Genomic DNA, 25,030 nt, shown 5'->3' on the forward strand with positions numbered 1-25,030 from the left:
CTTTCGGTCTGTATTGTCCGACAACACTGTTCACGGTAGAAGGGGGTCGCCGCCGCTCGCGGTAGCGGTTCTCGCCTCAGCTCACGGCCCGCTGCGGTGCGGTGTCGGCGGCGGCGTGTACGGCGTGGTTGAGGTCGGCCCACACGGTGGTTCGTGACCCGTCGCTGTTTCGGACAGCCGGGTGGCCGGTGGCGGCGGTCGCCAGTAGTTGCTCTGGATGGGCGCGGGCGAATGCGGTGAGGTTGTTCGCGCGTAGGTCAAGGATGCCGTCGATGCGGCCTTGGGCGTTGACGGACAACGGCCGCTCCCCTGCGGCGGCGACCGCTTCGGCCAGCGCTCGCGGGCCGTGCCGGGTGGCCATCACGAGGAGGACAGGTTGCTGTGGGTCGACGTCGAATTCTCGGCAGCTGTGGGCGACTCGCACTCCCGGTTTCGCGACGAAATGGCCGTACACGCGGACTTCGTTCATGTCCATCACGCTAGGACCCCCATTTCTGGCGCGTGGCCGCTCACAGGTCGGCAGCCCGGACTCTGGTAGGTCCGGGCTGCCGAGTGAGTCTCACGGGCGGGTGGCTCGTTCGATACAGCGTGGGCAGGTGGGCACCCAGTCCAGGATCGGGTGGGAGAGTGCCTGTGTTGCTGGCTGACCGCAGCGTGCGAACCACTCGCACTCCACGGTGAGCGGGTTGTCGTTGTCGTCGACGATGTCGGCGATCTGCCGGTCCGTGCAGGTGGTCTGTGCGGGCATGATCAGCTCCTCGGGGCTGGGTGGATGACGTAGTTCTATTGTTCGCCTGCACTTTTGGGTGTGCGGCATCGGCGCTGAACCTCGTGGTTCAGCGCCGATGCGGTGATCACCTAGACGACGTCGGTCGCCTGGCCGTCAGAGCCTAGAACGCCTCGACGACGGAGGCCTTGACGTCGGCGATGTCGATGCCGGCGGCTCGGATCTCGGCGTAGATCGCCTCGTCGAGGTCGGCGAGGTCGCCGGTGGCGGCGTCGTAGCCAGCGAGGACGACGTTGCCGAAATGGATGTCCCCTCCCCCGAGAAAGAGCGGCGACAGCGGCACGAACGGCGCGGCCACCGCTCCCCTCAGGTAGGCAATCACGCCGCTGGCAACCGGATTCGGTTCCGACCCGTTGATTCGGCCCTCCTCGTCCATCCAGGCGTCGACGTGCGGGCCACGATTGTCGCGGCCGTCGCGGGCGACGAAGCATTCCACGATCCTGGTGTTGATCGCCGCGTACAGGGCTGCGAGTGCGCTGTCGTCTGCGTCGCGGTTGATGGTGATACGTCGCGGGACGCCTTGGGTGGGGATGAGCAGGGCGTTGGTGGCGGCCATGGGAAGTCCTTCCGGAGGTGGCGAACTGGTCTGAGAAGGACAGTAGTTTGGCGGCCAGATCGGGTGCGGCAGAACCGTATCCGATGACCTCGACGGCTACCCAGATAAGCGACCTCCACCTCCTGCGGTTTGGCTGGCGCGGGCTGTTGACTGGGCGGACAGGCCGCCACGGTTGTCACCGGTGGCGGGGACTGCGCTGTCTACGAGTTGCTGTGGTGCCGCCGAGCGGCTTCGGTGATCTCGCCGTACAGGTCGTCGGGGACGTCTGCGCGGATCACTGCGACCACTGGTGGCGACTCTTCCCAGGGCACCCACGCCAGCACCGCCCGGATTCGTGATCCGATGTCGCCGGGAACGTGGTAGGCGTACTCGTCGAACGCCGCCACAGCGTCTCGCACATTGTCGGTCGACTCCACGATGCGGGTGATGTCCGCGGCGACGATGGTGTGCGGATAGTACTTGTCGCGCACAACAGTCATGTACCACAGTCGAACTCGGTCGAGTAGCGAGTTCTGCGTTCCTCCGCTGCTCGCGAGGTCCTCTGCGTCGTCGGTGTTGTCGGCGCAGTCGAACGGCAACTGCTCGTCCTGTCCCCCGCCGGGCGTGCACTCCGCGACGCTTCCACCGCGGAGGTCCACACCCCGATCCGGCGCTGTCGCCTCGGCGACGGTGATGTGGCCGGCGAGCGCGAACTGGTCGCGATGCCTTGTCTGGCCAAGGCATTCGCCGTCCTTGTCGACTGCTGTCCCAGTCACTCCCAGCCCTGCGGCCGCCGGTGTGGTGTGCACACGCCAATAGGTGCAGCCGTCCCACGCCCAGGCGCTCGACTTGGGTGCCAGCGCCACGAACTCCAGGCCAATGAATGCGCAGGCCTGCACCATCGCGTCGACACGGGTCGACGGGTGCAGCGGCGCAGTACTCGACAGCGGCGGCATGCTGACCTCACTTGACCGTGCAGCCTTCCCTCGAGGGCTGCGTGAACAGATTCTCCGGTTCACGGTAGAACCCCGAATTCTTGCCTGCGGCTCTCCGCCGGCCACCCCCTTCCCGGAACGTGGGGGGTACTGACGCATCTGCGCATCCGTGCGACCGCCGGACAGCACAAGACACAGAATCCTGGGGTCGGGAGGCCACTGGAAAAGGTGGGCCGGGCACAGGAAATGCGGCTCATATGATCGCAGTCGTCGAAGCCTCTCACCCAGCAAGGTGGTGCCCCTGATGTGCCTTGGACCCAACGAACCCGGCGGACCGAAGTACTGCCCCAGTCACCTACGCAAGCGGCGCAACGAGACTGCCAGCCTCCACCACGCGGCCACCAGCGAACGCAACGTTCTCGACACCCGGATGAGTGAGGTCGTTGCAGAGATCCGCAACGTCTACGACGAGGCCGGCGTCACTCGCAACCCGTTCGCCGAACTCTTCGACGACGACCAGCAGGACACGGGGTTGACCGACTCGCAGCGTGAGCGGATCGACCAGCTCAGATCCGCGGAGAAGGCGCTCGCCGAGCGCATCAGCAAAGCTGATCAACTCGTGCGCCGGCGCTCCGAGGCCGCCGACCAAGCCCAACTCGACTACAACGCCACACCCGAAGGTGTCGGGGAGCTCACCGCGCGCCTCGATCGCCTGGCCTTGCAGCACGCCGACACCACCGACCCTGACGGTCGGGCCCAACTGGAACTTCAGAGGCGTCGCACCATGCGCCAGATCGTCGCCGCCGAACAATCCATGATCGATCAGCAGGCAGCGAGGGAACGCCGATGGAACATGCGACCCACCCCCGTGGTGCGCGGCGCGCAACTCGGTGTCGTCGACTCCGGCAATGTTCACAGTGATGCCGCCGCCATGGTTGCTGTCGGCACCCACATGTCCGGCTCCTACTCCAACACGATGCGCGCGGACCCCGACGCGCAGCAAACTCCGGACAGCCCACCAGAAGGCGGGGCGATGCTGCGCTGCTCCCGGATGCAACTCGTGCGGGAAACCCCGGACGGCAAGCGCAGCACCGTGGTCGTGCCGATCGAAACCGCAACCGACGACGAGCACGGCGGCCCCACGGTCACACATGCACTGCGCACCGCGATCTCGGTCGCCGATTCCTACGACGACGACTACTCGCGGTGGGCTGCATGCCACGGATACGACACCAGCCACCGAGCAGAGTGGTCGGGGTCGCGAAGCTACAGCGAGGGCCGCACCGCGTGGGAGAACGCAGCGAAGGTTCGTGATGGCATCACCAAGTTCCTCAACCCCACCGAGTACCGCATGATCAGCGCTGATCTCCGCGCCGCCGAAGTGGGGGCTGGCCGGTGACCCCCGCTTCACCGACCGGCCGGCCACCCGCTGATGTGGCCGGACAGGACATTGTCACCATCGCCGATCTTCAGCAACAGCTGGCGGCTGCGTCGGCGCGGGCGGCGGCGGCTCGCGCGCGCGCCGATGACCTGGCCGCCGAATACCGTTCCACTGCTGACGGTCTCGCCGAATCGCTGCGGGCGATCGAAATGTGCACCGACCGAAGCCGGCAACGCGCGCTGACTCGGCTGCACATCGCCGCCGAGCGCGCCGCCGTCGAGGAGTTCAATCAGCGCCGCCATTGGGGTGTTCGAGCCAAAGGGATTCCGCGGCCATTGCCGTGTGGGAGTAACCCGGCGGTGACGAAACTGGTGCTGCAGCACCGCCTTCACGGGTTCGTGAGGGTCCACCCTGACACCGCATCACGGAAGGTGGTGCTGTTTCTGACCTCCCCCAGCAATGCGCCGCGGCCACGCCGCCAGTTCACCATCGGCCCGGACGACCGCTGCGACTGTCTCGACGACGCCATCGCGTTGTGCGCGGACAGCCATCCTGATCGGCTCCGCAAACTCGTGGGGGTGTCTGTCGCAGCGCAACTCACCGCCGCTCTCGGCAGCCGGGCGAAGGACTGTGACCATGTGCCTGGCTAGTCATGAGCGTGGTGGCCCCTACCAATGCGGGAAGGACTCTCACGATCGGGCGGCGGCAGCCGAAACTCGCGCTGCCGCTGCCGAACAGACCCGGGATTCGTTGAACGCCGAGCTGGAGGAGATGGCTCATGCGGCGCCCGCAGACACCGCGACACTGATTGCCGGACGCCCGGACCTCGAGCGGTCCATTCGCAGCTTGCAGGAGCGGGGCGCGACGATGACGTTGACCCGCCACATCACCGACAGCGACGGACAACCCATGCTTGTCGTGCTTAACGGCGCCGACGCCGCGAAGGCCGGACGCGATCTTGGTGACGCTGCCGGCACCGCCACGCTCGTCGGTCCCGACAAGGTCGTCGACGACATCGCCTACTTCCCTGATGTGCGTGCCGTTGCAGGCAGTGACCGCATCGTCGTCACCGGACCCACGATGTTCAGTAGCGACGACCTCACCGATCTTGCTGGGCAGTTGCGCGGCGCGACGCAGTGGCTCGGCGACACCCGCGACGACACCCTGGACGGCGCCGGTGGCCGGGTGGCGCAGCGCGATGACCCGCCGACGGTCAGGCAGGAACCGTCGGCGACGACCACGACGTGGCCTTCTGGGCTGGTAGTGGTGTCGCCGTCCCAGGATCTCGGGGCACTTCCGCGGGTGTCGGTTCCGACGCCGCCGGGCGGATTCACCAGGGACCACGCCGACCAGCTGATCGCTGATCTCGGTGCGGCCGGCCCGGTACTGGACGCGGCCGTATCCCGGCAGGACCAGCAATACCGTTCGCCGCGCTTCTGGGACGGCGACGACACCTGGGGTGGCGACGAGTGACGGCCCCGGGGGTGCCTGGCGGCTATCGGTGAGGTGGCGCGTCTCAGGGGTGTGGCGGAAGGGCCAGGTCCCCGATCTCGAGTTCGCTGGCGTCGTAGGTCCACCGGTTGACGCCGTCGATGTGCCAGCGCCCGCCGTGGTGGACGGCGGTGTAGGTGATGTCTTCTCCCTCGTCGATGTCGTCTCGGAAGCGCACGGTATGGCGGGGCATGTGCGCGGATCGTGTGCGGTAGAACAGTTCTCGTTCGGCGTCGACGGTTGGCGCGACGACTTCTTCCACGCAGATGGTGAGATTGCCGATCTTGCGGCGTGCTGAGGTGCTCAGCGCGTTGAAGGTGACCGTGTCTGCGAGGGCCGGGGCGGCGAGTTCGTCGGTGTCAAACCAGTCGGCGGGCACGGGTAGTTCGCTGTTGAGGAACGCTGTCAGAGTTGCGAGGCGTTGTCGGCCGTCGATCATTCCGAACATTGCGCGGCGGGTGTCGGTTGCGTCCTGTCCCCGGTAGTCGTCGTGGAGGCGGTTGTTCAGCACCAGTGAGCCGATCGGGGCGTCCATCAGGAGTGACAGAACGAATTCCAGTTGCTGGCCGGGCACCCACTGTGTGGTCGTGGGATGCGCGGTGACGTCGATGTCGCCGCGGTTGTGGATGGTGGCCAGTTCGGCGATGTGACGGGCGGTCTTGTTGGTGCGGTAGCGCATAACTCTGGTCATAGTTGCACTCTCCCAATCGATCATGTTGTGGTGCGGTGGCCGGCGGCGCTGGTTTCGGTGTGGGGTGTCGCGCCGTCGATGGGGTTATTCGGCGGGCTGCGACAGTGCCACCGCTTGCTCGGTGTCCCCGCGGTCGAGTGCCCGGCAGAACTCGAGGAGCTGGGTGCGTGGGACGAGCCGCCAGTCACCGCCGATGTCGGCGACCAGAATGTGTGGATCGTCCCAGCTGTAGGTGCCGTCTGCGTCTCCGGTGGCTGAGGTCCCGTGAATGTCCGCGCGATCGAGGCGCAGCCCGTCGCCGACCTCGCCTCGGTGGTGGAGTGTCTGCGCGGTTTGTTCTCGGGTGAGGACGGTGGTGACGGGCCGGTCGGAGATTGTTGACCACAGCACGTACGCGTCGGTGTCGGGAGCGAGCCGAACAACGAAATGAGGCATCGCTGGGGCCTACGCGTCCTGGCGTGCGACGGCCCGCACGCACTTGTGGTCGAGGCCCTGATATCCGGGCTGCGCGAGCGCGTCGACGGTTTCGCGGTGGGTGGCGGGCGCTTTGGCTTGCTCGGCTGCGGTGCGACGGCGATTGATCGTGCGGGTTTGCGTGACGGTGGTCATGGGGTGCTCCTGGTGACGTTGCGTGTGTCCATCACGGTAAGGGCGGTGTTTCTGACTGTGCAGCAGCCGATTCCAACCGACCTCACCCGCCCCGCACCTCACCTCATCCGCTGCCAGAGGTGGCGGTACTCGTGTTGGGTTTGCCAGCGGTCGGCTGCTCCGGACAGCGCCGGCCGACCGCGCTCGCCGTGACCACGGGATTTCGGTACGGGCCGTCGTGAGCGCGGACGAGGGGTCAAATCGGCGGCAGTGAAAGGCAGTAGACGCGGCCCCGACCGATCATCTCGGTCGGGGCCGCGTCGTCAGCCTCCGCAAGCTGTCTTCGGATAGTAGCTGCACTGCCGTCGTGCGCGGCCTGCGACGGATCAGTCCACCGTCTGACCAATGCTGGTTTTCGCGCCGTGGCGGTAGCCGTTGATAAAGCCGTCGGCGAAGTGCCGTGCGTAGGTGGGTTGCACGGCGCTGCGCGCCTCGTACTGCCGCTGGGCGGCGGCCCTGAACTGCGCCGACTGGTGCTGGGCGGTGACGGTGGCCAACGCAGTCTCCGCGGTGGTGACGGCTGCGGTGTGATCGTCATGGAATTGGTGGCGCCCGGCGGTGAATCCTGCGTCGTAGTCGGTCATCGCGGCGGCACAGGTGGTTGCGTAGTCGGCGGTGAAGATGCTGTCGGTCATCGTGCTGTGCTCCTTTGTCAGCTGTGAAAGTGCCCGCCGGCGTCGACGATCCGCTCGACGGTGGGCCAAGCGAATTCGACGCTGCTTGTGGTGCTGTGGATGATCGGGAAGTCCAGGCGCGCCCCGGTGATCCGGGCTGGGCTGCCGTCCAATGTGACTGGGGTGTCGACGAGTTCGTGGCGGCGGGTCATGCTGATCGGTGTGGTCATCGGGCCTCCTGTCACGCGTGCGGGCCGCCGTGCTGGGTTGTCGTCGCGGAATACCCGTCGGCGGTTACGTGGCCGGTTCGGTGGGGGTCGGGTCGTGCGCGCCGGGCAGCAGAATCGGGCCACGGTCGGTGATGTATTCGGCGATCAGCGGCAAACCATGTGCGCCGAATCTGTTGGCGCGCTGCCGTTCGGCCAGCGACCACAACCGCACACCGATGTAGTCGGTGACGACCTGGGTGTGGGCGGTCGCCAGGTCCAGCGTCAACGCGGTCAGGCTCGGCAGGATCAGAGCGTACGTGTTGGATCGGCGGCGTCGCCGTGCGCGGGCTGTGACCAGCCAGGTGGGTTCGGCGACGGTACGGTCGATGATTACCACTCGCTGGAAGTGCTGTTCGATGCTGGCGTAGGGCGCGATCAGCAGGTGCGGGAGGCTCTTCCAGTCGCGGGACTTGCTGATGCGCTGAGTCATTGGCAGGACGGGGATGTCGGTGTGCGCTGCGGCTGGGGTGGTCATGCTTCAACGGTCACCGGGCAGCCCTGTGGGGTGCGGCACTCGAGGTATCCGGCTGTTGAGGTGGACGTACACGTGGCCGAGGGGCTGCACCAGTGGCTTGGACAGCGCCGCGCCGCCGGAACCCGTTGTGTCGGCGGCGGGTGCGAGACTGACATCACCAATCAGCTCGACCAACAGAAAAGGGGGGCGGAGATGCCCACTGGGAGTGGCGTGAGACGCAGGTTGTTGGTGACCGGTAGCCGACGGTGGGACGATCGTGAGGTCATCGCCGCCGAGTTGAGACGTGTTTGGCAGGAATGGGATTGTGATCCGACGGCGGTACTGATTGAGGGCGAATGCCCTGCAGGTGGCGCTGATCTGATCGCCAAGGAGATCTGGACGGCGATGGGTTTGGACGTTGTGCCGGTCCCAGCGGATTTCGAGTCGTGCGATGACCGCTGCTATCACCGGCCGCAAACCCGTAACGGCCGCAACTATTGCCCTGCTGGTGGGCCGCGACGCAACCAGCAGATGGTCGACGACGGCGCAGACCTGTGCGTGGCGTTTGTCGTAGGCGCCTCGCGGGGCACGTCGGACTGCATTGACCGGGCCAAGCGGGCTGGCATTCCGGTGCGTGTCGTCGCAGCGCGGCCGGTGTCGGCGCGCTCGGAGACCCGGTGACGGACATCGCGCAACGGGAACAGGACCTGTTGGGTCGATGCCGTTTGGTGCAGACCCACGGGTGGGCCGAGTTTCAGTGGATGTGGTCGACGGGCGAATCAGCGGCTGTCGCCTATCTCCTAGACGATCGGACAGTGCTGGGCGAGCTCGGCGAAAACGAGGATTCGGTGCTGCTCCGTTGGGCGGGAACCTTGTACGGCATTCCTGCGTCCGACCGTGCCGCCGACGATGCGGTGGCCCGGACGCGCCGCTGGTTCATCACGCTGCGGTCGAAGCTGATCGCGTCTTAGCTCTGTGGTTGCGCACTGCGGTCGGCGGCCCGGTTGACGGCCGTCCGGATCGTGTCGTACCAGTCGCGTACCCATCGGGCGTCGTCGAGTGCGGTGTGCCTGCGGTAGCGGGGGTCGCCGTGTTCGTCGCGCATGATGACACCGCAGCGTTCGGCGAGATCGTCAGATGCCCACGGCGCCTGCACATGCCGGTCCGCGAGGTGACCGACGGCATACGCTTCGATGTCGAGGAGGTGGTGGTCCCACGGCATGCGGTCGTGGCCGTGACCGCGGAGGAGCCGTTCGATGAGGTGCATGTCGAAACTGACGTTCGCGCCGACCATCACGGCCCGGCCGGCGCATAACCCGACCAGTCGGTGCGCGGTCTCGGCGGCGGACGCGGCGGCAGCGGGGTCGAAACGTTGCCGGTAGTCGGTGAAGTACCGTGGCGGCAGGCTGGCAGCTTTGGTGGTGTCGTGCTCAACAAACCAGTGGAACTGTCTGTCCCCGTGGTTGTCTCGGCGGATTCCGCCGATCTCCCAAATGTGGTCGGTGAATGTGTTCAGCCCAGTGGTTTCGGTGTCGATGAAGACCAGAGGCACCCCGATTACGTGTGACATGTGGTTGGCGTTCCTTCGCGGCTGCAGATCGTGTTGTCGTGCAATGACGGTAGCCGCCGGCGCCGACAACTCGCGGCGACCTCGGTGTGTGCCGCCCGCCCGGAAAGGACGCTCGTATCGTCTCTCTCAACACCGAATCGAGGAGGGCAGCGATGTCTACGATCACCACACCGGACGGCGCGACGTTGCTGTCCCGCGGGAAGATGGCACCTGGCGAACTGCAGCGGTACCTCACCCATCAGCGGGCGTGTGCGGCCACCGCCCGCCGGCGCCGTGTGCGCCGACCGGGCGAGGGGAAAGGCAGCCGCCGCCAGCAGCGGCAGGCGTGGCAGTGAGCCCGCCTTCACGTCGGTCGGACGGGTCACGCGGCGACAGGCCCAGGCGGTTCGCCAGAGTGGCAGCCCATCTGCATCTTCTACCCGGCAGGGATTTCATGATGATTCGCCGTCACTGCTCCGTCGACCCGCAGCTGGCTGCCCAGGTGTCGGCGTTGCGTGACGCTGTCACCTCCACGTCCTCGGCTCTCTCGCAGGCAGCTGTCGACAATCGGGTTGTCCGCGGCTCGGTGTATGCGGCGTTGCGCGAGCAAGGGTTGCGCCGCAACCGTATCCGACGGCTGCTGGGGTGGTCGTGGCGTGATGTGTGGGCGGCTGCGCAGGCACCCACCTCCGGCGGAAGTCATGTCGTCGCTGAGGTGTGGGCGGCGGTGAGCGCGGTGCTGCCCTGGTATCGGACTGACAACCATCTGTCCAGTGAGGTGATGCGCGCCAACGACATCGAACCCCGCCATTTCACGAACGTCGACTCGTGCGACACCTCAGGCGCCGAGTATGTGCATGCGGCGACCGGCGAGAAGTGGTTGATCGTGTCCCACCAGCGGTGGAATGGTGTCCCCGATCGGCATGCGCCCGACGGGATGAGTCACAACGGCGGCCGCTACGAAGTGTGGTTTCGCGGCAGCGACGGCTCACTGTCGGCGTGCGGAACGCTCGGCGTCGGCGACGCCGCCGAGTTCGGTTCGACGCTTGGGGAGTCGTGTGCGGCGTTTGAGGCGGTCCACGCTGCGTTGCTCACCCATCTGCGGACGGTCCGCGATGTGCCGGCGATGCGGGCAGCGACCCGCGGCGCACGTCACCGCTGACCGTTGTCGCGGTCAGTGGATGAGGCTGCCGCTGTCCTGCTCCGGTTCGTCGTCGACGAGTTCGGCGGGAAGGTACTCGAGCACATCGGAGACGTCTGCTCGCCCTTCTACTGCACCGATGATGGCCGCGGCGACGTTCTCGACGGTGAGGTCGGTGTCAAGTGCCGGAAAGAAATAGGTGACCGACGGCTGGAGAACGCACACTGGTGTGCGGGCTTGCAGGATCTGGTGGGCGAGCTCCACCCATTCGGTGTCGCCGCTCCACTGGCCGGGGTCCTCGACGTTCGTGCCGTCGGCGCGGGCCCACTCGATCGTGCGGCTGCCGTCGTAGTCGGTGGCAGCGAGGTGGACAGGCTGGCCGGTGGTCATGCGGTCACCTTCGCTGAGGCGAACAGCCCGAGAATGAGATTTCGGTGTTCAGGGTCGCTGCGTTGAACGTTGCCGTCGCCGATGAGCCCACCGAACCGGCCGGTGAAGAGTGCTTCTGTCCCGACCGAGAACACCTCGGTGTATGGGCCAGGGTAGCTTTTCCCGACGTAGCCTTCGACGAATCCGTCGGGACGGATCTTTTCACCGGATCGTGCTGAGCCGTAGTGGCGTTCGGGCTCTTGGGTGCCGTCAGGTTGGGTGGTGCGGCGGCGCAGGAAGCTGTCGGTTGCCACGGAGATCGCGGGGACCTGTTCTTCGATTCTGTGCGCGAATTCGTGGTAGGCCTCGGCGTCCCAGCCGGAGGTGGTGATGCGATGGGTGGCGGAGTTGTAGCTGGCTCGGACGCCTTTCCTGCGGCTCAGTGTCAACGGTTTGACACGTGAGTTGATGTCGTCGATCCATTCGGCCGGCATGTCATCAGCCACCTTGTGTAGTTGCGCGACTGACTCTTTGGCGGGTCGGCCCGCGATTCGCGGTGTGGCGCCGCCGAGGGGGCGGACCTCGTTGAGGACCTCGCGGTAGGTGTCGGCCCGGATGCGTCCGGTCTGGGTGATCCGAAAGGGGTGGTGATCGTTCGCGTACTGGTCGACCAGGTCGTTGTAGGCGCGTTCGGCGTTGCGGGCTGCGTCGGCGAGACTGGGGTCGGTGCGGGCGTCAGCGATCAGTTGCAGCACTTCATTCCGTTTGGCGAACACGTCGGCTCGGGTGACGAGGGCAGGTTCTGGACCGGCTTCGGCGAGGCGTTGTTCGGCGCGGCGATCCGCTTCGGCGCCGATCACTTCACCGACACGGCGTACCGCAGCTTCATAGCGCGACGCCACTTCGTCCTTGCCTACCGCCCATTGCTCGTACTCCTCCATCCACTGCTCCCGAGTCTTGGCGGGGTCGAGGATGTAGGCGTCGTTGGAGTCGCGTACCGCAGCCCACGCCTGGTCAACGTCGGCAAGGCAGGCGGTGACCTCGTTCTGCCACGTCCGGTCCCCCGCATCGGCCCGGCCAGGGGCATCGACATCGATGACGTCGCCGGCGTCCTCGAGCTCCAGGTCAGGGTCAGGGCCGGGTTCGGGTTCGGGTTCGGGTTCGGCCGAGCGTGCCCGATCCTCGACGAACCGGCTGGCCTTCTCCAACAGCTCGGCTTCACGGTCGGGACTCAAGGTGCCCGACATCGCCGCTTCCATGTCGCGGATCATCTCCAAGTCACGATCGACCTGTTCGCGTTCGCTGTGCAGGCCGGCGACGGTGTCCTGATGTTGCGCGGCACGCAGAACGTCACGGTCGACGCGAGCCGCGAGATCAGCGGAGCAGCGGGCCGGACCACCCGGTTCGCTTATCGACAGGCACATGCGGTCACCGTATCGGACAGGTTTCTCCGGCACAGCTCAACAGTGGTGCGCACTCGCCGAGGAACAAACCCACTACCAGCTTGCCACCGGCAGCCCTTATCCTGGGCGTATGCAGGGTGCACTCGATGAAATCGATCCGGATGCTTTCGCATTGCGTCGTGTGGACACGGACTCCACCGGCTACCGCGCACCGGTCGTCACCCAGATCGTCGGTGTCACCTACCGCCAACTGGACTACTGGGCGCGCACCAAACTGCTCGAGCCGTCGGTGCGGTCCGCTCAGGGCTCCGGCTCGCAGCGCCTGTATTCGTTTCGCGACATTCTGGTCCTGCGGCTGATCAAGAGTTTGCTCGCCGCCGGCATCTCACTCCCTCAGATCCGGAAAGCGGTCGAGCAGGTGCGGGACCGCGGCGCGAGCGACCTCGCCTCAACCACCCTGTTCTCCGACGGCACCACCATCTTCGAATGCACCTCGGAGTCGGAGGTGTTCGACCTCCTACGCGGTGGCCAAGGAGTGTTCGGTATCGCCGTGGGTCCGGCGCTGTCCTCGCTCGTCGGTGAGATCGGCGAGTTCCCCAGCGAATCCGCGGACAGCGACGCACCGACACCCTCGCGCGATGACCTCGCAGCGCGGCGAGCAGCGAAAAGCGCCTGACCGAACCGTCGTTCGCTCACCGGACGGCGTCACCGATTCCGACATCATGCGGGGCACCGAGCGCCCTGGACGATCGTCGTTGTCGTCGGTGACCGCGGCGCACTGACCGCCGGCCCTGCGGGGGTGGCCGCATCTGTCTCCCGACGGCACACCGACAGTCGACTGATCGCGCAATCTGGCACTGCCGCACTCCGTGTCGGACCCTGGTTGCATAATCACCGTCACCACAACAGTAATGGAAGGAGGTGACCGCCGGATGCGTAGAACCCCAACACGATCCCAGTCGCAGAGCACGCTGAGCACTCGCCACGATCGGCGAGCAGTAACCGCCGGCGGCACTCCAAGACAGTAGCCCCTCCGTGGCTCGTGCTTCGGAAGTGGCGCCATCGCAACCCATTTCCTCAGTACCCCATTCGAGCCTCATGAGAGGGCAGAGCTGTGACCATCTTCCTGACCAGCCCCGGTCTGCAACTCCTGGCGCGACTGACGTGGCAGCGCGCGGCGACCATGCTGGTCACTGACGTGGCGTACAACGTGATCGGCACACCGCTGGTGACGACGGTGCATTCACCGACGGTCACGGTGCCGGTGCACAAGGTGATCGCGGTCCGCCGCTTCGCATATCGTCCGTGGCCGGCCAAGAGTGCCGACGACTACGCGTCGGCGGTGTCGATCCTGCAACGCGACGGCCGGCGCTGCGCCTACTGCGGATGCGGCGACGCCACCACCGTCGATCACATCGTGCCCCGCAGCCGCGGAGGCCTCACAACGTTCGGGAACCTCGTGGCATGTTGCAAGCGCTGCAACGGATTCAAAGCCGACCGCACTCCCGAGGAGGCTGGGATGCGGCTGCGGTACACGCCCGGTGTGTGCGACCCGTGGGCTGCTGACCAGCAGGCCATCTACACGCTGTTCACGCAGCCCTCGCCTGCCTGACCACATCACCACCACCCCCGGAACACCCCTGATCAGCGGGGTGCTCGGGAATCGTTTCCTGTCCCGGAAGGAGGGACTATGACTGCATCGACTGAGTTCCGACGGCGGCCGCTGGCGGTTCCACTGACCGAATTGCTGGGCCTGTCGACCGACATCGACTGGTCGCGTGCGCGGTGCGCGCGTGAGGGGGAGAACCCCGAAGACTGGCATCCGTTCCCGCGCCAGCGGTGGGATCACGCTCGCGCCGTGTGCGGAAGCTGCCCGATCCGCCTCGAATGCGGTGCGTGGGGCCGCGACAACGGCCAGTCCGGCGTGTGGGGCGGGGAGAACCTGGAGAACGGGCGTCCGCGACGTCCGTAACCCTGGGCTCAGTGCCCACCCCACCCTGAATGCGACTACGGCCCAACACTTCGCTCCGGAAGTGTTGGGCCGTAGTCATTGTCGGGTCACTGGCACAAGCTCACCACATCGGGCCGGAGAAGGCCGATGCCCTTGGCGTAGCGTCCGGCGTTGCGGGCGGCGTCGACCAGGGTACCGGTGACGTTGCCCTTCGGGATCTGAGTGATGCCTAGGTCGACGCGCACCCGGCTGCCGTCGGCGAGCTCACCGTGCACGTACTGGACATCCCAGAACGGGAACCCGGGGCTGCTGATCGCACGCACCTTGACGATGGTGACGACCTGAGGGTCGGAGAGCTTGTACAGACGGGAGTAGTCGACCTTGGCGAACTCGGCCTGCGGGTCGGCGAAGGCGTTGGTTTCCCACGCTCCGTGGTGGCTGCGGTAGGCGATCGTGGCGGGCATGATCATCATCCTCTCGGGAAGTTGTTGTGCGGATGCCACTTACCTTCCTCTCACCTGCGGACTAGTTGCGGCACTGCGTATCCCGTTCAGCTCCCGCGCTTCTCCGGCGACCGCACCCTCGGCTTGGCTGCGCCGGCGCAATCGCGACTCCACTTCCGGACAGCGCACGCCGTGGGGCCGGTGTGGCAGCGCCGGTCGCTGACGGGCCGGGTGCCCGCGCGGCGATCGTCGGTGAGGACTACGCCCGGCTGTGGCCGGTCCCCCTCGGGTTTGCCTGCACGATTGTCGATCACGACTTCGTGGTTGCTGCGGTGTCGGCGCTCACCGCGAACCTCGTCAAGTGGGGCGCGATGTAATGCGCGCACCCCCGCCGTAGCGGATCAGCCCGCCGTCTCGTGGCCGTCCGGACCCGCAGCACCCCGCACGATGGGGGTGCCGAGTTGGGCGCGGGCGATGTCGGCGATGGAGGTGGCGTTGTCGACTACCACCGTCGGCGAGGTCGGTGGTGGCTCGTCTGGCAGTGGGGCGCAGGCCGCGACGGCAAGACCCGTGGCGATGGCAGCAGTAGCACCAGCAGCAACGACCAGCTGTAGGGCACGCCGGGGTTTCCTCATGCGAAGACAGTAGAAGTCGCCACTTCAGCAGCGCGGCAGCACTTTTCCGCCACCACCAGCGCCAGTTGCGTCCGCAGACAAGGCGACCCACGACCGCTCGCCCCCTTTTGCTGGCGGGCGCCGAACTGTATCCGGACAGCTGCTTCACCCCCCAGCTCCACCACACACCCCACGGTCTACGACGGCTACCGCGGATCTTCGACTCGTGGTCAACAGTGGTGCCGCACGACGGAACTGGCGACCGCGACGATGAAGTCACCTACCCATCCCCCTGATCTGATCGGAGACCGATCCATGGACACACCACCGTACGAGCCGCCTCCGGGCGAGTACCCGTACCGGCTGCAACCGGCGTGGGACGCCGACCTCGCCGACCGCGACGGCGCAAGCACCGCCGATGCGGCCGAACTGTTTCGGTCCGCGCCCCCTCGCATTCCCGACACCGTCGATGCGGAGTCGCTGCGCGCACGCAGCTTCGTCGGCGCGGCCCGCGCCCACGAGGCCCTCACCGCCTACGCCCAGGCCACCGGTATCTACGAGGGCGAGTCGGCGTGGACTGCGCTGGCCGATCTCCTCAACGACGTCCGGCATCTGTGCGATCTGCTGGGCATCGACTTCGACGACGTCTCTTACCCGTCCCACTACCTCGACGAGATTCGCGGGCAGACATGACGGGGCGGGCGGCTCGGGGCGGCAGAGGCGACAAAGCCCCTGCCGCCCCGGGTTGTTGCGTCCGGCAGCCCCGGCGGTGGGGTGGACACGACGGTCGCCCGCCATCGACCGGACAGGCGCTCCCCCGCTGCCCGGCTTGCATCAAGCCAGCCGGTCGGGCGCGTGGGCGTGGGCGGCTCGATGTCGGGTCAGAACAGCTGCAGCGACACCGGTTTCCCGGTGAGCTCGCTCCACCACCGGTCAAAGTGGGTGGCCTGCTTGTCGCCGACGACGGCCGGCGCGGCGACGAAGAACTCCTCGACCGTCGGATACAACTCGCCTCGCCGGCGAACGTGGGCGCGGACGATGCGGCCGCCGTCGTCGGTGTCGATGTCAGCTCCGAGATCAGCGTAGGTGGCGACGGCAGCCATCATTTCGGCGCGGTCACCGGCAATGATGCGCTGCACCGACCGGTCGGCGCGCGGTGACTTCTTGGTGGGGTCGCCGCCGGCGGCGCGGTAGATGCGTCGCACCCGGTACACGGCGTGCTCGCTGACGCTGAGCAGCCGATCGTAGGCGGCCAGCACCCCGGCCAACCCTTCCTCGTCGACCACATCGACGAGGCGGCTTCGACCGATCAGTGACTGCGCTGGGTTCAGTGCCAGCGCAACGCCTTCCATCAGTAGCGCGTCAGCGGCTACCTCGGGGTCGGCTGCGTATCGGCGTAACGTTTCCGCCCGCGACGACTTCGACGACAGTGCAAAGGGACAGAACGTGCACGCGCTCTTGACCCACCGTTCCTGGGCGTGGGATTCGATGTAGGAGAGGACATCTGCCCGGGTGAATCCCCACTCGATCAGCGGGTACATCCCGGTGCGAGTGGGCGTGTTGAAGGTGGTGTCTTTGTCGGCGCGGACCTGCTCGTTGGCTTCAAAACCCATCACATGGTGGTACGGTCGACCTTCAAAAAGCCTGTCCAACAACGGATCTAAGATATCGCCCTTAGCATGAACTGAACATAATCTGGATCCGCCGAGCTGTGGGAGAGTGCCAGCTGACAGCATCTCCATCGACAGTCGATACGCGCCCGCGCTGTGTAACTCGTGCGGGCTACGACTGTCAGAAAGCACCTCAATCCCGGTGCCGTCCTTGCGTACGTGGCGCTGCGATCGAGCCACCTGAATGTACCGCACCCCGGCGGCCCGTAACACCGGCAAAATGTGGGTCACCACCTGCTCGTGGGTGGCTTTCCACTCATCTCCGGTCATCGCAGACAGCACGACAATCTGATTCCACGGCGCCGGCCGCGTCTCCGGCTCGTGGAACCACCGCAGCAACACCGCAGTCGAATCGGCGCCCAGGCCGTACGACACTGCATAACGCAGGTTCGGATCAGGTTGCACCTCAGAAAGTTTCACCCGCTCAGCGTGTCCGACACGACGGTTCGGGTGCGGCACCCGCTGGCTCCCAGCTTCGGCTCCCTGCCCATCGCCATGCCGCCATCACCAGCTCAACGTTTGAGGCCCGCACGTACTCGCGAACCGGCGCGGCATCTCGGCCTCGGACAGTTCACCGACCGCTCGCCCGCCGCGACCCGGAAGCGGTGGTCAGGGCACCGCGCCGACGGCGCGGTGCCGGCCGGGGGTCTCAGAAGTTCTTGTGCCCGCACTGGTCGCAGGACCCGGCAGTAACCTGGTGGATTCCATCCGGGGCGGCGGCGCACGGTTGTTCCTTGCCGTCGAGGTAGAAGCCCCACTGGTGGATGAACTGGCCGACGTCCTGACCGTCGTAGGCTTCGTAGGCTCGCACGAAGTCGTCGAGCGTCGGCCGTCGATCACCGGTGACGTTGGCGGGGAGGGCTTCGCTGCCTGCGGCGGCATCGGGGGGTGAGGAGTCTTCCTCGCCGCCGGGCTCGTATTCGTCGCGCAGTGCTTGCAATGCGGCAGCAGCGGTGGGGCCGCTGCCGGTGGCGGCCCACAATCCCTGATCCCACGTGTGGGGGTCGCTGCGGCGATCGTCGTGCTCTCCGGGGATCGAGTACTCGACGACGATGCGGTCGTTTTCCCAGTGCCCGAAGAACGTCCAGGTGCCCGGCTCGTCGTCGATGAGGTCGTCGAGGTCCAACGTTGCGTCGACGCGCCGGCGGCCGTCGGAGAGCGCAATCGTGAGGGTGCGGGATACGACGTCCTCGCCGCACTCGATGTCGGCCAACCACGAGTCGAGGACGTCTCGGTGCTCGGGGTTGCTGGCGTCGAACTCGTCGGGCACTCTCACCTCCGTCGTCCGCTGGACTACCTCGGTGGTGGTCGCTGTGATCCGTCGCATGAGTTCTCCTGGGGTGGGCTGTGTTTCGGTGCGTTCAGAGTTGCTGGTCGGCGCGCGGCCGCGCGGCACCCCCGCAACGCCGATGCCCGTGTCGGGGCTCGCAGGATGCGGACCTTGGGATCGTGTTGAGGCGCGGCCGGTAAGAACCCGGACAGGCCCGCCGGCCAGCCCGGCCTCTGTCGACGCAAGTGGTTGTCGATCGTCGCGAGACGAGGTGCGCAGCAGTCACGGTTCGCGCATTGGATGCGCGGACAACACCGCCGGAGGCGACGTCCCGGTCGACGTCACGCCACCTTTCCCGCCGCCGTAGCGCTGTGCCGCACCACGTCCGTGCGAGACGAGAACCTGATCCGGTCAGCACCGCCCGACCGGAAGGACCCCCACCCCATGACCGCCGCCACCGTTTCCGTCACCGTCCGCGAAGCCACCTACGTGGACCCCCGCGCGGGCAACGACAAGTTCTATCGCGTGTATGTCTCTGGAAACCAATGGTTCTCGCAGTACGGCCGCAATGGAACCCTCGGCACGTTCACGAAGGTGGTTGACGCGACCGACGCGGCCGCCGCCACGAAAGCCGCCGACGCGAAGTTCGGGTCGAAACTCAAGAAGGGCTACACACCGTCACGCTCCGGGATGGTGACCGTCACCGATCTCGGTGACATCGGATCGTTGGATTCGGCGGTCGACACGCTACGCACCGGCGTCGCCGACAACGCCGCCACCCCGCCGCCGGTCGCTGCGGTCGCCACCGCGGTCGCTGCCGAGCTGCCGGATCGCACCGTAGAAGTGGCAGCCGCTCTCGACACCATCCTGCCCGCACACACCGCCGTCTCTGTGGCTGATCTGCCGATGCGGCCCATGCTCGCGTCGGTGCAAGCCGCTGACGTCGTCGCCGACGCGATGCGGTCACCTGAGTGGGTCACCCAGTTCAAATACGACGGCGATCGCACTGTCGTGGACGTGGACGGCGGGCAGCTACGTGTCCTGAACCGGCAGGGCCAAACCAAGGTTCGCAACGTCGGCTCCGCACATCTCGCGCCGTTCACCGCGCTGCGTTCAGGGCGTTGGCTGTTCGACGGTGAGATCGTCGGCCGCACCCTGGTGCTGTTCGACCTGGCGGCCGCCGCCGACGGAGCACGCACCTGGGTGGCCGACTCCACCCCCTTCGCCGACCGTTACGCCGCGCTGGTGGCCATCGCCGCCACCCTCGGCGTAAACGTCGGCGGATCACCAACGGCCGACGCGCACCCTGTCGTCGTCGCGCCGGTCGCCGATGGCCCCAACAAGGCGATCATGCTGAGCACTGCCGTTGCCGAACAGCGAGAGGGGATCATCCTCCGCCACCGCAGCGGCCCCTACGAAATGGGGCGACGAACCCCGCGGCTCGTGAAGCACAAGCTGGTCAAAGACGCCGACGTCGTCGTGGTCGCGTTGCATCCGGCGAAGGAATCAGCGACCCTGGCTGTCCACAACACCGACGGTGAGCTGGTCGAGGTCGGTTCCGCGTCGACCATCGGAAAGGGCGACGTCGCTGTCGGCGAGGTGTGGGTGGTGACGTTCCTGTACGTGACCGATCCACGGTTCCCGCGCATGGTGCAGCCTCGGCTTGTCTCCCGCCGCGACGACAAGACCGCCGACGAATGCCTGATGGATCAGTTCGCCGACGCCGGAACCAACAAAGCCGTCTGACAACACCGTCCGCCCATGCACCCCCTTGCCTTACGTGGGGGTGCATGGGCGGTGGTCCGTGACGGCCGCCGCCGCCCTCAGTGTCGGCGGCCGACCGGGTTTCCGGTGGTGAGGTCGTCGCTGTGCGCTACCGGCGGGGAACGACAGGTGCGGTGCCGCGGACGTGTGGGCTGCTGGTCCCGCACTCGCAGATGCGGCCCGCGTCGTCGAGTTCAGCGGTACACACTCCCAGGCAGGTCGCGCAGATCATCGCTGTGTGCCAGACACTTTCGCGGTCGAAGTAGCCGATGCACCAGAAATGTGTGCGCCCGAACCAGCAGTTGTCGGCGTGATCGGGGCAGCCGTCGGAGGCGGGGCGGGTCGATCCCATCAGATGCACGTCCTGTCAGCAAGGCGGGTGGAAGGTGGTGGCTTCCCGGCGCGTCGGAGTCGAGTCGCGGCGCGCCGGGAAGGGCTCTGGGTCGGCAACAACTGGTGCCATACCCCCTACCGTCCTCTCCGCCACACCTGCTGTGCGGCACAACCACCGACGGGACCACTACCCTCCCCCAGTCTCGCGGCGCGGCTCCGGACAGGGATACCGTCCGCGCGCAGCACAGTGGCCCTCCACCGGCAACGATGAAGGGCCACTGGCGGGTTGGTCAGCTACGAGTGCGCCACCGACGGATCCAGCCGGTCGAGAGACAAGACGTAATCGAAGTCGCCGCCAACCCACTTGAACTTCGGCTTACCGATGCAGCCGACAACATCCCACAGCTCCTCCGCGACCTCGTCATCCACGTCAACCCACTCACCGGTCGCAGACAACTGCGCGCGGCTGATCCCCGACATCCCCTCACACTCGACGTCCACCGCAGACCACCCCCGTTCGCGCATCTCGGCGCTCATGATTTTCGCGGCCTCCGCAGCGGCAGCGTTCTGCGCAGCAAGCGCCGCCTCCATGTGAGCGGTCAGCGCGGCCTTATCAGTCATGGGAACTCCTCGTCAGGTACGAAATACTCTCGGTATCAACGTATTCAGCACCCAATCGAGTTGCGGCACCCAACGTCCAGCACAAGCGTCAGCTCTTTACCCACCGTCGCGCGACCGCTCAGGGTAGCCGGGCGCGAACCAGGTCCACCGCCATTTCACGTAGTACACGTATCCCGTCGTCTTGCTCGCCGTCATCTGGGACTGTCGGGTACTCGATCGTGCACTCGGCCGCCGTGGCGAGGTGCACATCGCGCGTGTCACCGTCCGGCGCAGTAAGAGTCCACTGCCAGCGGAAAGCACGCGACGGTGGGCGCAGAACATAGAACCGGCCAGGATTGGCTTCCGCAACTGGCCCCACATGACCGACGAGCCACTGCACCGGTGCGTCGCCGGACAGCGTTCGGTTACCTTCCAACGATGCCACCAGCCGCAGCCGCGGAAGGTCAACATCTGCCTGGCCGCCAGCCAATGGGTTATCTGCAGCCGGGCTGTCCCGCGAATTGGCAGCATTTGGGTCGTAGCGCCACTGCAGGTCTGGCGAAACGTGCTCACCCAAGGCACGGAAACCGTTCACGCACGCCTCGACTGTCGGCGCCGGGAACCCTGGCACGATTCGCGCGGCGAGTTGATAGGCCAGTAGAGCTTCCACCGCTGGTCGGCGCAAATCGTCGAGTGGAATGTCGACGAGGAGGGATTCGCCGGCCGGAACCAGGACAGGGTGCCCGTCAGCGCCGGCCCCCAGAAACAGGTGCGGGCGGTAGGGGTTCGGGAACACCAGACTTGGCGGCTGAGGGTCCCGCGAACCGCGAGGCGAAACACCCAGCACACTGCGCACATAGTCCCGTTCGTCTTCTGTGTAGCTTGAACGCACCCCAGACGCCGACCTTTTCGCGACCGCACCGAGATCCGCGAACGAGAAGGGCGGCTCACCCCACTCACGGAAGAGGCAAGTCAGATGCCGAATCTTCTGGTCCAGTTCATCACGCTCATCAACAAGCTTCGCCAAAATCTCCAGTCCGGGGTCCGAGGCGCGCAGCTGTCGCCGCCGCAATTCCACATCAGACTTCTTGGCCCGGTAGTGGTTCGCCTCCTCCGCTACTTCCTCAAACTCGAACACCCAGGACGGCACGCTGTCGCGCAACTGCTGTTCCTCTGCAATCCGCGCTTCCGCAGTCGACGGGTCCGTTCCATCCAGGACCGCTCGTATCCACGAGAGGGGCAATAGCTCCCTTTTGTTCTCGGTCATTGCTCTGTTCTCGCAATGGTCGCAGGAATCGGACGGGGCAGACGCTCGGTCGAAATTCTAAACACGGTCTCGATCACTAGGGTTCACAATCCGACACGACTCAAGCCACGCAACAACATCTGATCGTAGCCAACGTCGACTGCCTGGGCCTAGCCGCATGTGCGGTGGACCCGGAGCATCCACACCGTCCTCTCGTTGCTTTGCCCACTCATGCAACGTATTCTCGGAAATCGTCGTCAATTTTGCCGTTTGTTTCGCAGTCAGCAGCGTTTCAACGTCGTTGCTCTCACTCATGCCTATTCATCCTTTCAACTACGATCCATCTCCGTCACTTGTGTCCCACGCCCACCCAGGGACACTTTCCAACCTTTTGATCCGCGATTCGGAGAGTTGCGCCTCGCGGCGTCTTCTTCTCTGTTCCACGACCCACCTGCCGAGCGCCGACAATGTTGGTGGTCGCGCGTGCCCGTGCTCGGCGACAAACCCCTGCAGCTCTTCGAACTGCTCCTCCCACCGCTGATCGGTGACGTTCCACATCCAGCCGGCAATAGCTGCTAAACGCCGCACCCTCATCTCCGACAGGTTTCCCGCCCGATAACTCTTTCTCTGTTCCGCGACCCAGGTGCTGAGCGCGGACCTCTTTGGTGGTCGCGCGTGCCCGTGCTCGGCGACAAACCCCTGCAGCTCTTCGAACTGCTCCTCCCACCGCTGATCGGTGACGTTCCACATCCAGCCGGCGAGGGCCTCCAACCGCACCGCCCGCACGTCTGACAGGTTCCCCGCTCGGAAAATCGCTCGCTGGTTGTGGACCCAGGTGCCGAGCGCGGACGATCTTGGTGGTCGCGCGTGCCCGTGCTCGGCGACGAACCCCTGCAGCTCTTCGAACTGCTCCTCCCACTGGTCGTCATTGACGTTCCACGCCCAGCCGGCAAGAGCCTCTAACCGCCGCACCCGCACTTCCGACAGTTTGCCCGCTCGACAACTCTCTCTCTGACCGGCGACCCACCTGCCGAGCGCCGACAATGTTGGTGGTCGCGCGTGCCCGTGCTCGGCGACGAACCCCTCCAGCTCTTCGAACCGCTCCTCCCACTGGTCGTCTTTGACGTTCCACATCCAGCCGGCGAGGGCCTCCAACCGCACCGCCCGCACCCCAAACAGGTCTCCCGCTCGATACCTCGCTCTCTGGTTGCTGACCCAATTGCCGAGCGCCGGCGATCTTGGTGGTCGCGCGTGCCCGTGCTCGGCGACGAACCCCTGCAGTTCTACGAACCGTTCCTCCCACCGCTCGTCGTTCGCGAACGGTAGGAGTCGTGTGGTGAAGGCGGTGAGGTAGTGATCGAGGAGGGTGCTGTTGGGGTCGATTGGGCGGATTTCGGCGTGCAGTTGTTCTTTGTCTACCTCGATGGTGGGGCGCGCCTCTGTGTCACTGGAGTTTCGGGCGCGTCGACGTAGTCGGGTGAGGTCGGAGGCGAGTGCGGGGTCGTGGTCTTCGAGGGCTGCGATGACGCGGCGGGTTTTCGCGAATTCGCTTTCTTCGATGGCGTTTTCGGGGTCTTCATCGGTGTCGACGATGACGGCGAGGATGATTAGTGATGGTTGGGTGCGGTGGGGGTTACGGCGGATGGCGCGGCCGACTGCTTGGGCGACGTCGATGGGGCTGGTGCGGGCTTCGGCGAATACGACGGCGTCGAGGGCGGGGATGTCGATGCCCTCGCTGAAGCAGCGTGCGTTGGAGACGATCGACCAGCCGCCTTCGGGTGGGGTGTGCAATGTGTCGAGTGCATCGCGCCGGATGGAGAGGTTGTCGGTGCCGTCGACGTGGGTTGCGGTGACTGGGCGCGTATCGCCGAGGGCGGCGTGGAGGGGTTCTATTGCCGCTGTGAATCGTTGGGATGCGCTGATCGTGTTGTGGAAGGCGAGGACGCTGCGGAGGTTGTAGTCGTCGACGGCTTTGTGGAGGGCGATGATGGTGGCGGCGTCGTTGGCGGTGATCGTGTGCTCGTCGACGGTGATGGTGTTGAGGTAGCTGAGGGTCGCACGGATTTCGTCGTTGGTGACGGCGATGACGGCGAGCCGGTAGTCCGATAGCCATCCTTGGTCGATGGCGTCGCGGGTGGAAAGCGTGTAGACCCTCTCACCGAACAGCGTGGCGTTGTCCATTGAGGCGACGGTTTTCGACGTCGTAACGTCTTGCAGCTCTGTGCTATCGCGGACGTCGTGGATGCGGGGAGTTGCGGTGTAGAAGAGTCGGCGGGCGGCGGGGATGCTGTTGTCGTCGAGGACGATGCCGAAGGCCTTCCGGCGTGGGCCGGCGATGCGGTGGGCTTCGTCGCACACCATCGTTGTCCAGGCCGGAAGATCGTGTTCACGGTGCGCTTGTGCGATGACAGCTGCTGACTGGTAGGTCGCGAACACGACTGTCGGAGTTTCACTCTCGCTCGCATTGGCGACGTGTGTGGCGACTGCTTGGGGGTCGGTGGTGGTGGGAATCGTGAGGTCGGCCGACGCGATGTCTTCGCTGCCCCGGATGGGTTGTGAGCACACGCCGAGCGCGGAGAAGTGGGTGGGTGCGACCTCGGCCCACGCATTGTAGGTCTGCTCGAGCAGTGCGAGCGTGGGGACGAACACGACAGCGTGCGCCCGCCCGGGTGCGTCGAGCACTGTATGAGCCGCGACTCTGGTTTTCCCTGTGCCGCAGGCCATGACGGTGAGGCCACGTGCGCATTCGGCGGCTGCTTGCACAGCTCGGGTTTGGTAGTCCCGCAGATCCCGGTCGTTACAACGAGTCGACTGCATGGCGGCAACCCTAGCATCTACCGCGACTATTTGCCGCTGTTCCGTCGGGCGTGCG

General features: G+C 66.1%; 35 protein-coding genes. 13 read left to right on the forward strand and 22 right to left on the reverse strand.

Annotated features, from left to right (window positions below):
• Nucleotides 1-76: 76 nt before the first annotated feature.
• The 4 genes from AC5ZH6_RS27975 to AC5ZH6_RS27990 all read right to left on the reverse strand — a co-directional run bounded on the left by AC5ZH6_RS27975 (nucleotide 77) and on the right by AC5ZH6_RS27990 (nucleotide 2,278).
• Nucleotides 77-469, reverse strand: a complete 393-nt coding sequence (locus AC5ZH6_RS27975) for a hypothetical protein (RefSeq protein WP_496169552.1) — start codon at nucleotides 467-469, stop codon at nucleotides 77-79.
• 90 nt (nucleotides 470-559) lie between these two features.
• Nucleotides 560-748 carry a hypothetical protein gene (locus tag AC5ZH6_RS27980; RefSeq protein ID WP_496169553.1) on the reverse strand — a complete coding sequence of 63 codons (189 nt, stop codon included), beginning with the start codon at nucleotides 746-748 and terminating at the stop codon, nucleotides 560-562.
• Nucleotides 749-890: 142 nt separating this feature from the next.
• Nucleotides 891-1,343, reverse strand: a complete 453-nt coding sequence (locus AC5ZH6_RS27985; protein ID WP_496169554.1) for a hypothetical protein — start codon at nucleotides 1,341-1,343, stop codon at nucleotides 891-893.
• A 200-nt stretch (nucleotides 1,344-1,543) separates the two neighbouring features.
• Nucleotides 1,544-2,278 carry a hypothetical protein gene (locus AC5ZH6_RS27990; RefSeq protein ID WP_496169555.1) on the reverse strand — a complete coding sequence of 245 codons (735 nt, stop codon included), beginning with the start codon at nucleotides 2,276-2,278 and terminating at the stop codon, nucleotides 1,544-1,546.
• 283 nt (nucleotides 2,279-2,561) lie between these two features.
• Here AC5ZH6_RS27990 and AC5ZH6_RS27995 point away from each other — a divergent pair, with 283 nt between their 5' ends.
• The 3 genes from AC5ZH6_RS27995 to AC5ZH6_RS28005 are packed head-to-tail and all read left to right on the forward strand — an operon-like array spanning nucleotide 2,562 to nucleotide 5,111.
• Nucleotides 2,562-3,656, forward strand: a complete 1,095-nt coding sequence (locus tag AC5ZH6_RS27995) for a hypothetical protein (RefSeq protein WP_496169556.1) — start codon at nucleotides 2,562-2,564, stop codon at nucleotides 3,654-3,656.
• Nucleotides 3,657-3,691: 35 nt separating this feature from the next.
• On the forward strand, nucleotides 3,692-4,288 hold the full coding sequence (locus AC5ZH6_RS28000) for a hypothetical protein (protein ID WP_496169558.1): 597 nt from the start codon (nucleotides 3,692-3,694) through the stop codon (nucleotides 4,286-4,288).
• Nucleotides 4,275-5,111 (forward strand): hypothetical protein, encoded by an 837-nt coding sequence (locus AC5ZH6_RS28005; RefSeq protein ID WP_496169559.1) that lies wholly within the window; start codon nucleotides 4,275-4,277, stop codon nucleotides 5,109-5,111. The genes AC5ZH6_RS28000 and AC5ZH6_RS28005 overlap by 14 nt, the downstream gene beginning before the upstream one ends.
• 43 nt (nucleotides 5,112-5,154) lie before the next feature.
• Here AC5ZH6_RS28005 and AC5ZH6_RS28010 read toward each other — a convergent pair whose 3' ends face one another.
• From AC5ZH6_RS28010 to AC5ZH6_RS28035, 6 genes are all read right to left on the reverse strand, one after another.
• A complete protein-coding gene (locus tag AC5ZH6_RS28010; protein WP_496169560.1) occupies nucleotides 5,155-5,820 on the reverse strand; it encodes a DUF262 domain-containing protein in 666 nt (221 codons plus the stop codon).
• Between the two features lie 84 nt (nucleotides 5,821-5,904).
• Nucleotides 5,905-6,255, reverse strand: a complete 351-nt coding sequence (locus tag AC5ZH6_RS28015; protein ID WP_496169562.1) for a hypothetical protein — start codon at nucleotides 6,253-6,255, stop codon at nucleotides 5,905-5,907.
• A gap of 9 nt (nucleotides 6,256-6,264) precedes the next feature.
• Nucleotides 6,265-6,429: a hypothetical protein gene (locus tag AC5ZH6_RS28020; RefSeq protein ID WP_496169564.1), complete on the reverse strand. Its 165-nt coding sequence runs from the start codon at nucleotides 6,427-6,429 to the stop codon at nucleotides 6,265-6,267.
• 365 nt (nucleotides 6,430-6,794) lie between these two features.
• Nucleotides 6,795-7,103 carry a hypothetical protein gene (locus tag AC5ZH6_RS28025; RefSeq protein WP_496169565.1) on the reverse strand — a complete coding sequence of 103 codons (309 nt, stop codon included), beginning with the start codon at nucleotides 7,101-7,103 and terminating at the stop codon, nucleotides 6,795-6,797.
• A 17-nt stretch (nucleotides 7,104-7,120) separates the two neighbouring features.
• Nucleotides 7,121-7,312, reverse strand: a complete 192-nt coding sequence (locus AC5ZH6_RS28030) for a hypothetical protein (protein ID WP_496169566.1) — start codon at nucleotides 7,310-7,312, stop codon at nucleotides 7,121-7,123.
• A gap of 64 nt (nucleotides 7,313-7,376) precedes the next feature.
• Nucleotides 7,377-7,826, reverse strand: coding sequence for a hypothetical protein (locus tag AC5ZH6_RS28035; RefSeq protein WP_496169567.1), 450 nt, complete (start codon nucleotides 7,824-7,826; stop codon nucleotides 7,377-7,379).
• Nucleotides 7,827-7,898: 72 nt separating this feature from the next.
• On the opposite strand from AC5ZH6_RS28035, the gene AC5ZH6_RS28040 reads away from it, so the two are divergent.
• Both AC5ZH6_RS28040 and AC5ZH6_RS28045 read left to right on the forward strand, forming a co-directional pair.
• Nucleotides 7,899-8,486: an SLOG family protein gene (locus AC5ZH6_RS28040; protein WP_496169568.1), complete on the forward strand. Its 588-nt coding sequence runs from the start codon at nucleotides 7,899-7,901 to the stop codon at nucleotides 8,484-8,486.
• A complete protein-coding gene (locus AC5ZH6_RS28045) occupies nucleotides 8,483-8,776 on the forward strand; it encodes a hypothetical protein (protein ID WP_496169569.1) in 294 nt (97 codons plus the stop codon). Before AC5ZH6_RS28040 ends, AC5ZH6_RS28045 begins: the two co-directional genes overlap by 4 nt.
• Here AC5ZH6_RS28045 and AC5ZH6_RS28050 read toward each other — a convergent pair.
• Nucleotides 8,773-9,375 carry a 3'-5' exonuclease gene (locus AC5ZH6_RS28050; RefSeq protein WP_496169570.1) on the reverse strand — a complete coding sequence of 201 codons (603 nt, stop codon included), beginning with the start codon at nucleotides 9,373-9,375 and terminating at the stop codon, nucleotides 8,773-8,775. The genes AC5ZH6_RS28045 and AC5ZH6_RS28050 overlap by 4 nt on opposite strands.
• Before the next feature lie 152 nt (nucleotides 9,376-9,527).
• Here AC5ZH6_RS28050 and AC5ZH6_RS28055 point away from each other — a divergent pair, with 152 nt between their 5' ends.
• Complete coding sequence (locus AC5ZH6_RS28055) at nucleotides 9,528-9,710, forward strand: hypothetical protein (protein WP_496169571.1); 183 nt, start codon at nucleotides 9,528-9,530, stop codon at nucleotides 9,708-9,710.
• A 98-nt stretch (nucleotides 9,711-9,808) separates the two neighbouring features.
• Complete coding sequence (locus AC5ZH6_RS28060; protein ID WP_496169572.1) at nucleotides 9,809-10,516, forward strand: hypothetical protein; 708 nt, start codon at nucleotides 9,809-9,811, stop codon at nucleotides 10,514-10,516.
• Nucleotides 10,517-10,528: 12 nt separating this feature from the next.
• On the opposite strand, the gene AC5ZH6_RS28065 is transcribed toward AC5ZH6_RS28060, so the two are convergent.
• Both AC5ZH6_RS28065 and AC5ZH6_RS28070 read right to left on the reverse strand, forming a co-directional pair.
• Nucleotides 10,529-10,885 carry a hypothetical protein gene (locus tag AC5ZH6_RS28065; protein WP_496169573.1) on the reverse strand — a complete coding sequence of 119 codons (357 nt, stop codon included), beginning with the start codon at nucleotides 10,883-10,885 and terminating at the stop codon, nucleotides 10,529-10,531.
• Complete coding sequence (locus tag AC5ZH6_RS28070) at nucleotides 10,882-12,288, reverse strand: hypothetical protein (RefSeq protein WP_496169574.1); 1,407 nt, start codon at nucleotides 12,286-12,288, stop codon at nucleotides 10,882-10,884. The genes AC5ZH6_RS28065 and AC5ZH6_RS28070 overlap by 4 nt, the downstream gene beginning before the upstream one ends.
• A gap of 109 nt (nucleotides 12,289-12,397) precedes the next feature.
• On the opposite strand from AC5ZH6_RS28070, the gene AC5ZH6_RS28075 reads away from it, so the two are divergent.
• The 3 genes from AC5ZH6_RS28075 to AC5ZH6_RS28085 all read left to right on the forward strand — a co-directional run bounded on the left by AC5ZH6_RS28075 (nucleotide 12,398) and on the right by AC5ZH6_RS28085 (nucleotide 14,239).
• Nucleotides 12,398-12,943 carry a MerR family transcriptional regulator gene (locus tag AC5ZH6_RS28075; protein ID WP_496169575.1) on the forward strand — a complete coding sequence of 182 codons (546 nt, stop codon included), beginning with the start codon at nucleotides 12,398-12,400 and terminating at the stop codon, nucleotides 12,941-12,943.
• Nucleotides 12,944-13,381: 438 nt separating this feature from the next.
• On the forward strand, nucleotides 13,382-13,879 hold the full coding sequence (locus tag AC5ZH6_RS28080; RefSeq protein WP_496169577.1) for an HNH endonuclease: 498 nt from the start codon (nucleotides 13,382-13,384) through the stop codon (nucleotides 13,877-13,879).
• A 78-nt stretch (nucleotides 13,880-13,957) separates the two neighbouring features.
• Nucleotides 13,958-14,239 carry a WhiB family transcriptional regulator gene (locus AC5ZH6_RS28085; RefSeq protein ID WP_496169578.1) on the forward strand — a complete coding sequence of 94 codons (282 nt, stop codon included), beginning with the start codon at nucleotides 13,958-13,960 and terminating at the stop codon, nucleotides 14,237-14,239.
• 86 nt (nucleotides 14,240-14,325) lie between these two features.
• On the opposite strand, the gene AC5ZH6_RS28090 is transcribed toward AC5ZH6_RS28085, so the two are convergent.
• Complete coding sequence (locus AC5ZH6_RS28090; protein ID WP_496169579.1) at nucleotides 14,326-14,682, reverse strand: hypothetical protein; 357 nt, start codon at nucleotides 14,680-14,682, stop codon at nucleotides 14,326-14,328.
• 182 nt (nucleotides 14,683-14,864) lie between these two features.
• Between AC5ZH6_RS28090 and AC5ZH6_RS28095 the strand changes: the two genes are divergently transcribed.
• Nucleotides 14,865-15,038, forward strand: a complete 174-nt coding sequence (locus tag AC5ZH6_RS28095; RefSeq protein ID WP_496169580.1) for a hypothetical protein — start codon at nucleotides 14,865-14,867, stop codon at nucleotides 15,036-15,038.
• Between the two features lie 24 nt (nucleotides 15,039-15,062).
• On the opposite strand, the gene AC5ZH6_RS28100 is transcribed toward AC5ZH6_RS28095, so the two are convergent.
• Nucleotides 15,063-15,296: a hypothetical protein gene (locus AC5ZH6_RS28100; protein WP_496169581.1), complete on the reverse strand. Its 234-nt coding sequence runs from the start codon at nucleotides 15,294-15,296 to the stop codon at nucleotides 15,063-15,065.
• A 294-nt stretch (nucleotides 15,297-15,590) separates the two neighbouring features.
• Between AC5ZH6_RS28100 and AC5ZH6_RS28105 the strand changes: the two genes are divergently transcribed.
• The gene (locus tag AC5ZH6_RS28105) at nucleotides 15,591-15,968 is read left to right on the forward strand and encodes a hypothetical protein (protein WP_496169582.1); all 378 of its coding nucleotides are present in this window, start codon (nucleotides 15,591-15,593) and stop codon (nucleotides 15,966-15,968) included.
• 188 nt (nucleotides 15,969-16,156) lie between these two features.
• Here AC5ZH6_RS28105 and AC5ZH6_RS28110 read toward each other — a convergent pair whose 3' ends face one another.
• On the reverse strand, nucleotides 16,157-17,350 hold the full coding sequence (locus AC5ZH6_RS28110) for a hypothetical protein (RefSeq protein WP_496169583.1): 1,194 nt from the start codon (nucleotides 17,348-17,350) through the stop codon (nucleotides 16,157-16,159).
• Between the two features lie 244 nt (nucleotides 17,351-17,594).
• Complete coding sequence (locus AC5ZH6_RS28115; RefSeq protein WP_496169584.1) at nucleotides 17,595-18,272, reverse strand: hypothetical protein; 678 nt, start codon at nucleotides 18,270-18,272, stop codon at nucleotides 17,595-17,597.
• 387 nt (nucleotides 18,273-18,659) lie between these two features.
• On the opposite strand from AC5ZH6_RS28115, the gene AC5ZH6_RS28120 reads away from it, so the two are divergent.
• Nucleotides 18,660-19,961, forward strand: a complete 1,302-nt coding sequence (locus tag AC5ZH6_RS28120) for a WGR domain-containing protein (RefSeq protein WP_496169585.1) — start codon at nucleotides 18,660-18,662, stop codon at nucleotides 19,959-19,961.
• 127 nt (nucleotides 19,962-20,088) lie between these two features.
• Here AC5ZH6_RS28120 and AC5ZH6_RS28125 read toward each other — a convergent pair whose 3' ends face one another.
• From AC5ZH6_RS28125 to AC5ZH6_RS28145, 5 genes are all read right to left on the reverse strand, one after another.
• Entirely contained in the window at nucleotides 20,089-20,331 is a 243-nt protein-coding gene (locus AC5ZH6_RS28125; RefSeq protein ID WP_496169586.1) for a hypothetical protein, read from the reverse strand.
• A 275-nt stretch (nucleotides 20,332-20,606) separates the two neighbouring features.
• A complete protein-coding gene (locus tag AC5ZH6_RS28130; protein WP_496169587.1) occupies nucleotides 20,607-20,933 on the reverse strand; it encodes a hypothetical protein in 327 nt (108 codons plus the stop codon).
• 118 nt (nucleotides 20,934-21,051) lie between these two features.
• Nucleotides 21,052-22,179 carry a hypothetical protein gene (locus AC5ZH6_RS28135; protein ID WP_496169588.1) on the reverse strand — a complete coding sequence of 376 codons (1,128 nt, stop codon included), beginning with the start codon at nucleotides 22,177-22,179 and terminating at the stop codon, nucleotides 21,052-21,054.
• Between the two features lie 57 nt (nucleotides 22,180-22,236).
• The gene (locus AC5ZH6_RS28140; RefSeq protein ID WP_496169589.1) at nucleotides 22,237-22,473 is read right to left on the reverse strand and encodes a helix-turn-helix transcriptional regulator; all 237 of its coding nucleotides are present in this window, start codon (nucleotides 22,471-22,473) and stop codon (nucleotides 22,237-22,239) included.
• An 18-nt stretch (nucleotides 22,474-22,491) separates the two neighbouring features.
• Nucleotides 22,492-24,975, reverse strand: coding sequence for a helicase associated domain-containing protein (locus AC5ZH6_RS28145; RefSeq protein ID WP_496169590.1), 2,484 nt, complete (start codon nucleotides 24,973-24,975; stop codon nucleotides 22,492-22,494).
• Nucleotides 24,976-25,030: the final 55 nt, after the last annotated feature.

This window comes from Gordonia sp. YC-XJ4 (assembly GCF_059511865.1).

What these genes read in the sequence shown, in the direction of transcription:
- AC5ZH6_RS27975 (WP_496169552.1), bottom strand. Translation starts at nt 469, where the DNA reads ATGAACGAAGTCCGCGTGTACGGCCATTTCGTCGCGAAACCGGGAGTG.
- AC5ZH6_RS27980 (WP_496169553.1), bottom strand. Translation starts at nt 748, where the DNA reads ATGCCCGCACAGACCACCTGCACGGACCGGCAGATCGCCGACATCGTC.
- AC5ZH6_RS27985 (WP_496169554.1), bottom strand. Translation starts at nt 1,343, where the DNA reads ATGGCCGCCACCAACGCCCTGCTCATCCCCACCCAAGGCGTCCCGCGA.
- AC5ZH6_RS27990 (WP_496169555.1), bottom strand. Translation starts at nt 2,278, where the DNA reads ATGCCGCCGCTGTCGAGTACTGCGCCGCTGCACCCGTCGACCCGTGTC.
- AC5ZH6_RS27995 (WP_496169556.1), top strand. Translation starts at nt 2,562, where the DNA reads ATGTGCCTTGGACCCAACGAACCCGGCGGACCGAAGTACTGCCCCAGT.
- AC5ZH6_RS28005 (WP_496169559.1), top strand. Translation starts at nt 4,275, where the DNA reads ATGTGCCTGGCTAGTCATGAGCGTGGTGGCCCCTACCAATGCGGGAAG.
- AC5ZH6_RS28010 (WP_496169560.1), bottom strand. Translation starts at nt 5,820, where the DNA reads ATGACCAGAGTTATGCGCTACCGCACCAACAAGACCGCCCGTCACATC.
- AC5ZH6_RS28015 (WP_496169562.1), bottom strand. Translation starts at nt 6,255, where the DNA reads ATGCCTCATTTCGTTGTTCGGCTCGCTCCCGACACCGACGCGTACGTG.
- AC5ZH6_RS28020 (WP_496169564.1), bottom strand. Translation starts at nt 6,429, where the DNA reads ATGACCACCGTCACGCAAACCCGCACGATCAATCGCCGTCGCACCGCA.
- AC5ZH6_RS28025 (WP_496169565.1), bottom strand. Translation starts at nt 7,103, where the DNA reads ATGACCGACAGCATCTTCACCGCCGACTACGCAACCACCTGTGCCGCC.
- AC5ZH6_RS28030 (WP_496169566.1), bottom strand. Translation starts at nt 7,312, where the DNA reads ATGACCACACCGATCAGCATGACCCGCCGCCACGAACTCGTCGACACC.
- AC5ZH6_RS28035 (WP_496169567.1), bottom strand. Translation starts at nt 7,826, where the DNA reads ATGACCACCCCAGCCGCAGCGCACACCGACATCCCCGTCCTGCCAATG.
- AC5ZH6_RS28050 (WP_496169570.1), bottom strand. Translation starts at nt 9,375, where the DNA reads ATGTCACACGTAATCGGGGTGCCTCTGGTCTTCATCGACACCGAAACC.
- AC5ZH6_RS28055 (WP_496169571.1), top strand. Translation starts at nt 9,528, where the DNA reads ATGTCTACGATCACCACACCGGACGGCGCGACGTTGCTGTCCCGCGGG.
- AC5ZH6_RS28060 (WP_496169572.1), top strand. Translation starts at nt 9,809, where the DNA reads ATGATGATTCGCCGTCACTGCTCCGTCGACCCGCAGCTGGCTGCCCAG.
- AC5ZH6_RS28065 (WP_496169573.1), bottom strand. Translation starts at nt 10,885, where the DNA reads ATGACCACCGGCCAGCCTGTCCACCTCGCTGCCACCGACTACGACGGC.
- AC5ZH6_RS28070 (WP_496169574.1), bottom strand. Translation starts at nt 12,288, where the DNA reads ATGTGCCTGTCGATAAGCGAACCGGGTGGTCCGGCCCGCTGCTCCGCT.
- AC5ZH6_RS28075 (WP_496169575.1), top strand. Translation starts at nt 12,398, where the DNA reads ATGCAGGGTGCACTCGATGAAATCGATCCGGATGCTTTCGCATTGCGT.
- AC5ZH6_RS28085 (WP_496169578.1), top strand. Translation starts at nt 13,958, where the DNA reads ATGACTGCATCGACTGAGTTCCGACGGCGGCCGCTGGCGGTTCCACTG.
- AC5ZH6_RS28090 (WP_496169579.1), bottom strand. Translation starts at nt 14,682, where the DNA reads ATGCCCGCCACGATCGCCTACCGCAGCCACCACGGAGCGTGGGAAACC.
- AC5ZH6_RS28100 (WP_496169581.1), bottom strand. Translation starts at nt 15,296, where the DNA reads ATGAGGAAACCCCGGCGTGCCCTACAGCTGGTCGTTGCTGCTGGTGCT.
- AC5ZH6_RS28105 (WP_496169582.1), top strand. Translation starts at nt 15,591, where the DNA reads ATGGACACACCACCGTACGAGCCGCCTCCGGGCGAGTACCCGTACCGG.
- AC5ZH6_RS28115 (WP_496169584.1), bottom strand. Translation starts at nt 18,272, where the DNA reads ATGCGACGGATCACAGCGACCACCACCGAGGTAGTCCAGCGGACGACG.
- AC5ZH6_RS28120 (WP_496169585.1), top strand. Translation starts at nt 18,660, where the DNA reads ATGACCGCCGCCACCGTTTCCGTCACCGTCCGCGAAGCCACCTACGTG.
- AC5ZH6_RS28125 (WP_496169586.1), bottom strand. Translation starts at nt 20,331, where the DNA reads ATGGGATCGACCCGCCCCGCCTCCGACGGCTGCCCCGATCACGCCGAC.
- AC5ZH6_RS28130 (WP_496169587.1), bottom strand. Translation starts at nt 20,933, where the DNA reads ATGACTGATAAGGCCGCGCTGACCGCTCACATGGAGGCGGCGCTTGCT.
- AC5ZH6_RS28135 (WP_496169588.1), bottom strand. Translation starts at nt 22,179, where the DNA reads ATGACCGAGAACAAAAGGGAGCTATTGCCCCTCTCGTGGATACGAGCG.
- AC5ZH6_RS28140 (WP_496169589.1), bottom strand. Translation starts at nt 22,473, where the DNA reads ATGAGTGAGAGCAACGACGTTGAAACGCTGCTGACTGCGAAACAAACG.
- AC5ZH6_RS28145 (WP_496169590.1), bottom strand. Translation starts at nt 24,975, where the DNA reads ATGCAGTCGACTCGTTGTAACGACCGGGATCTGCGGGACTACCAAACC.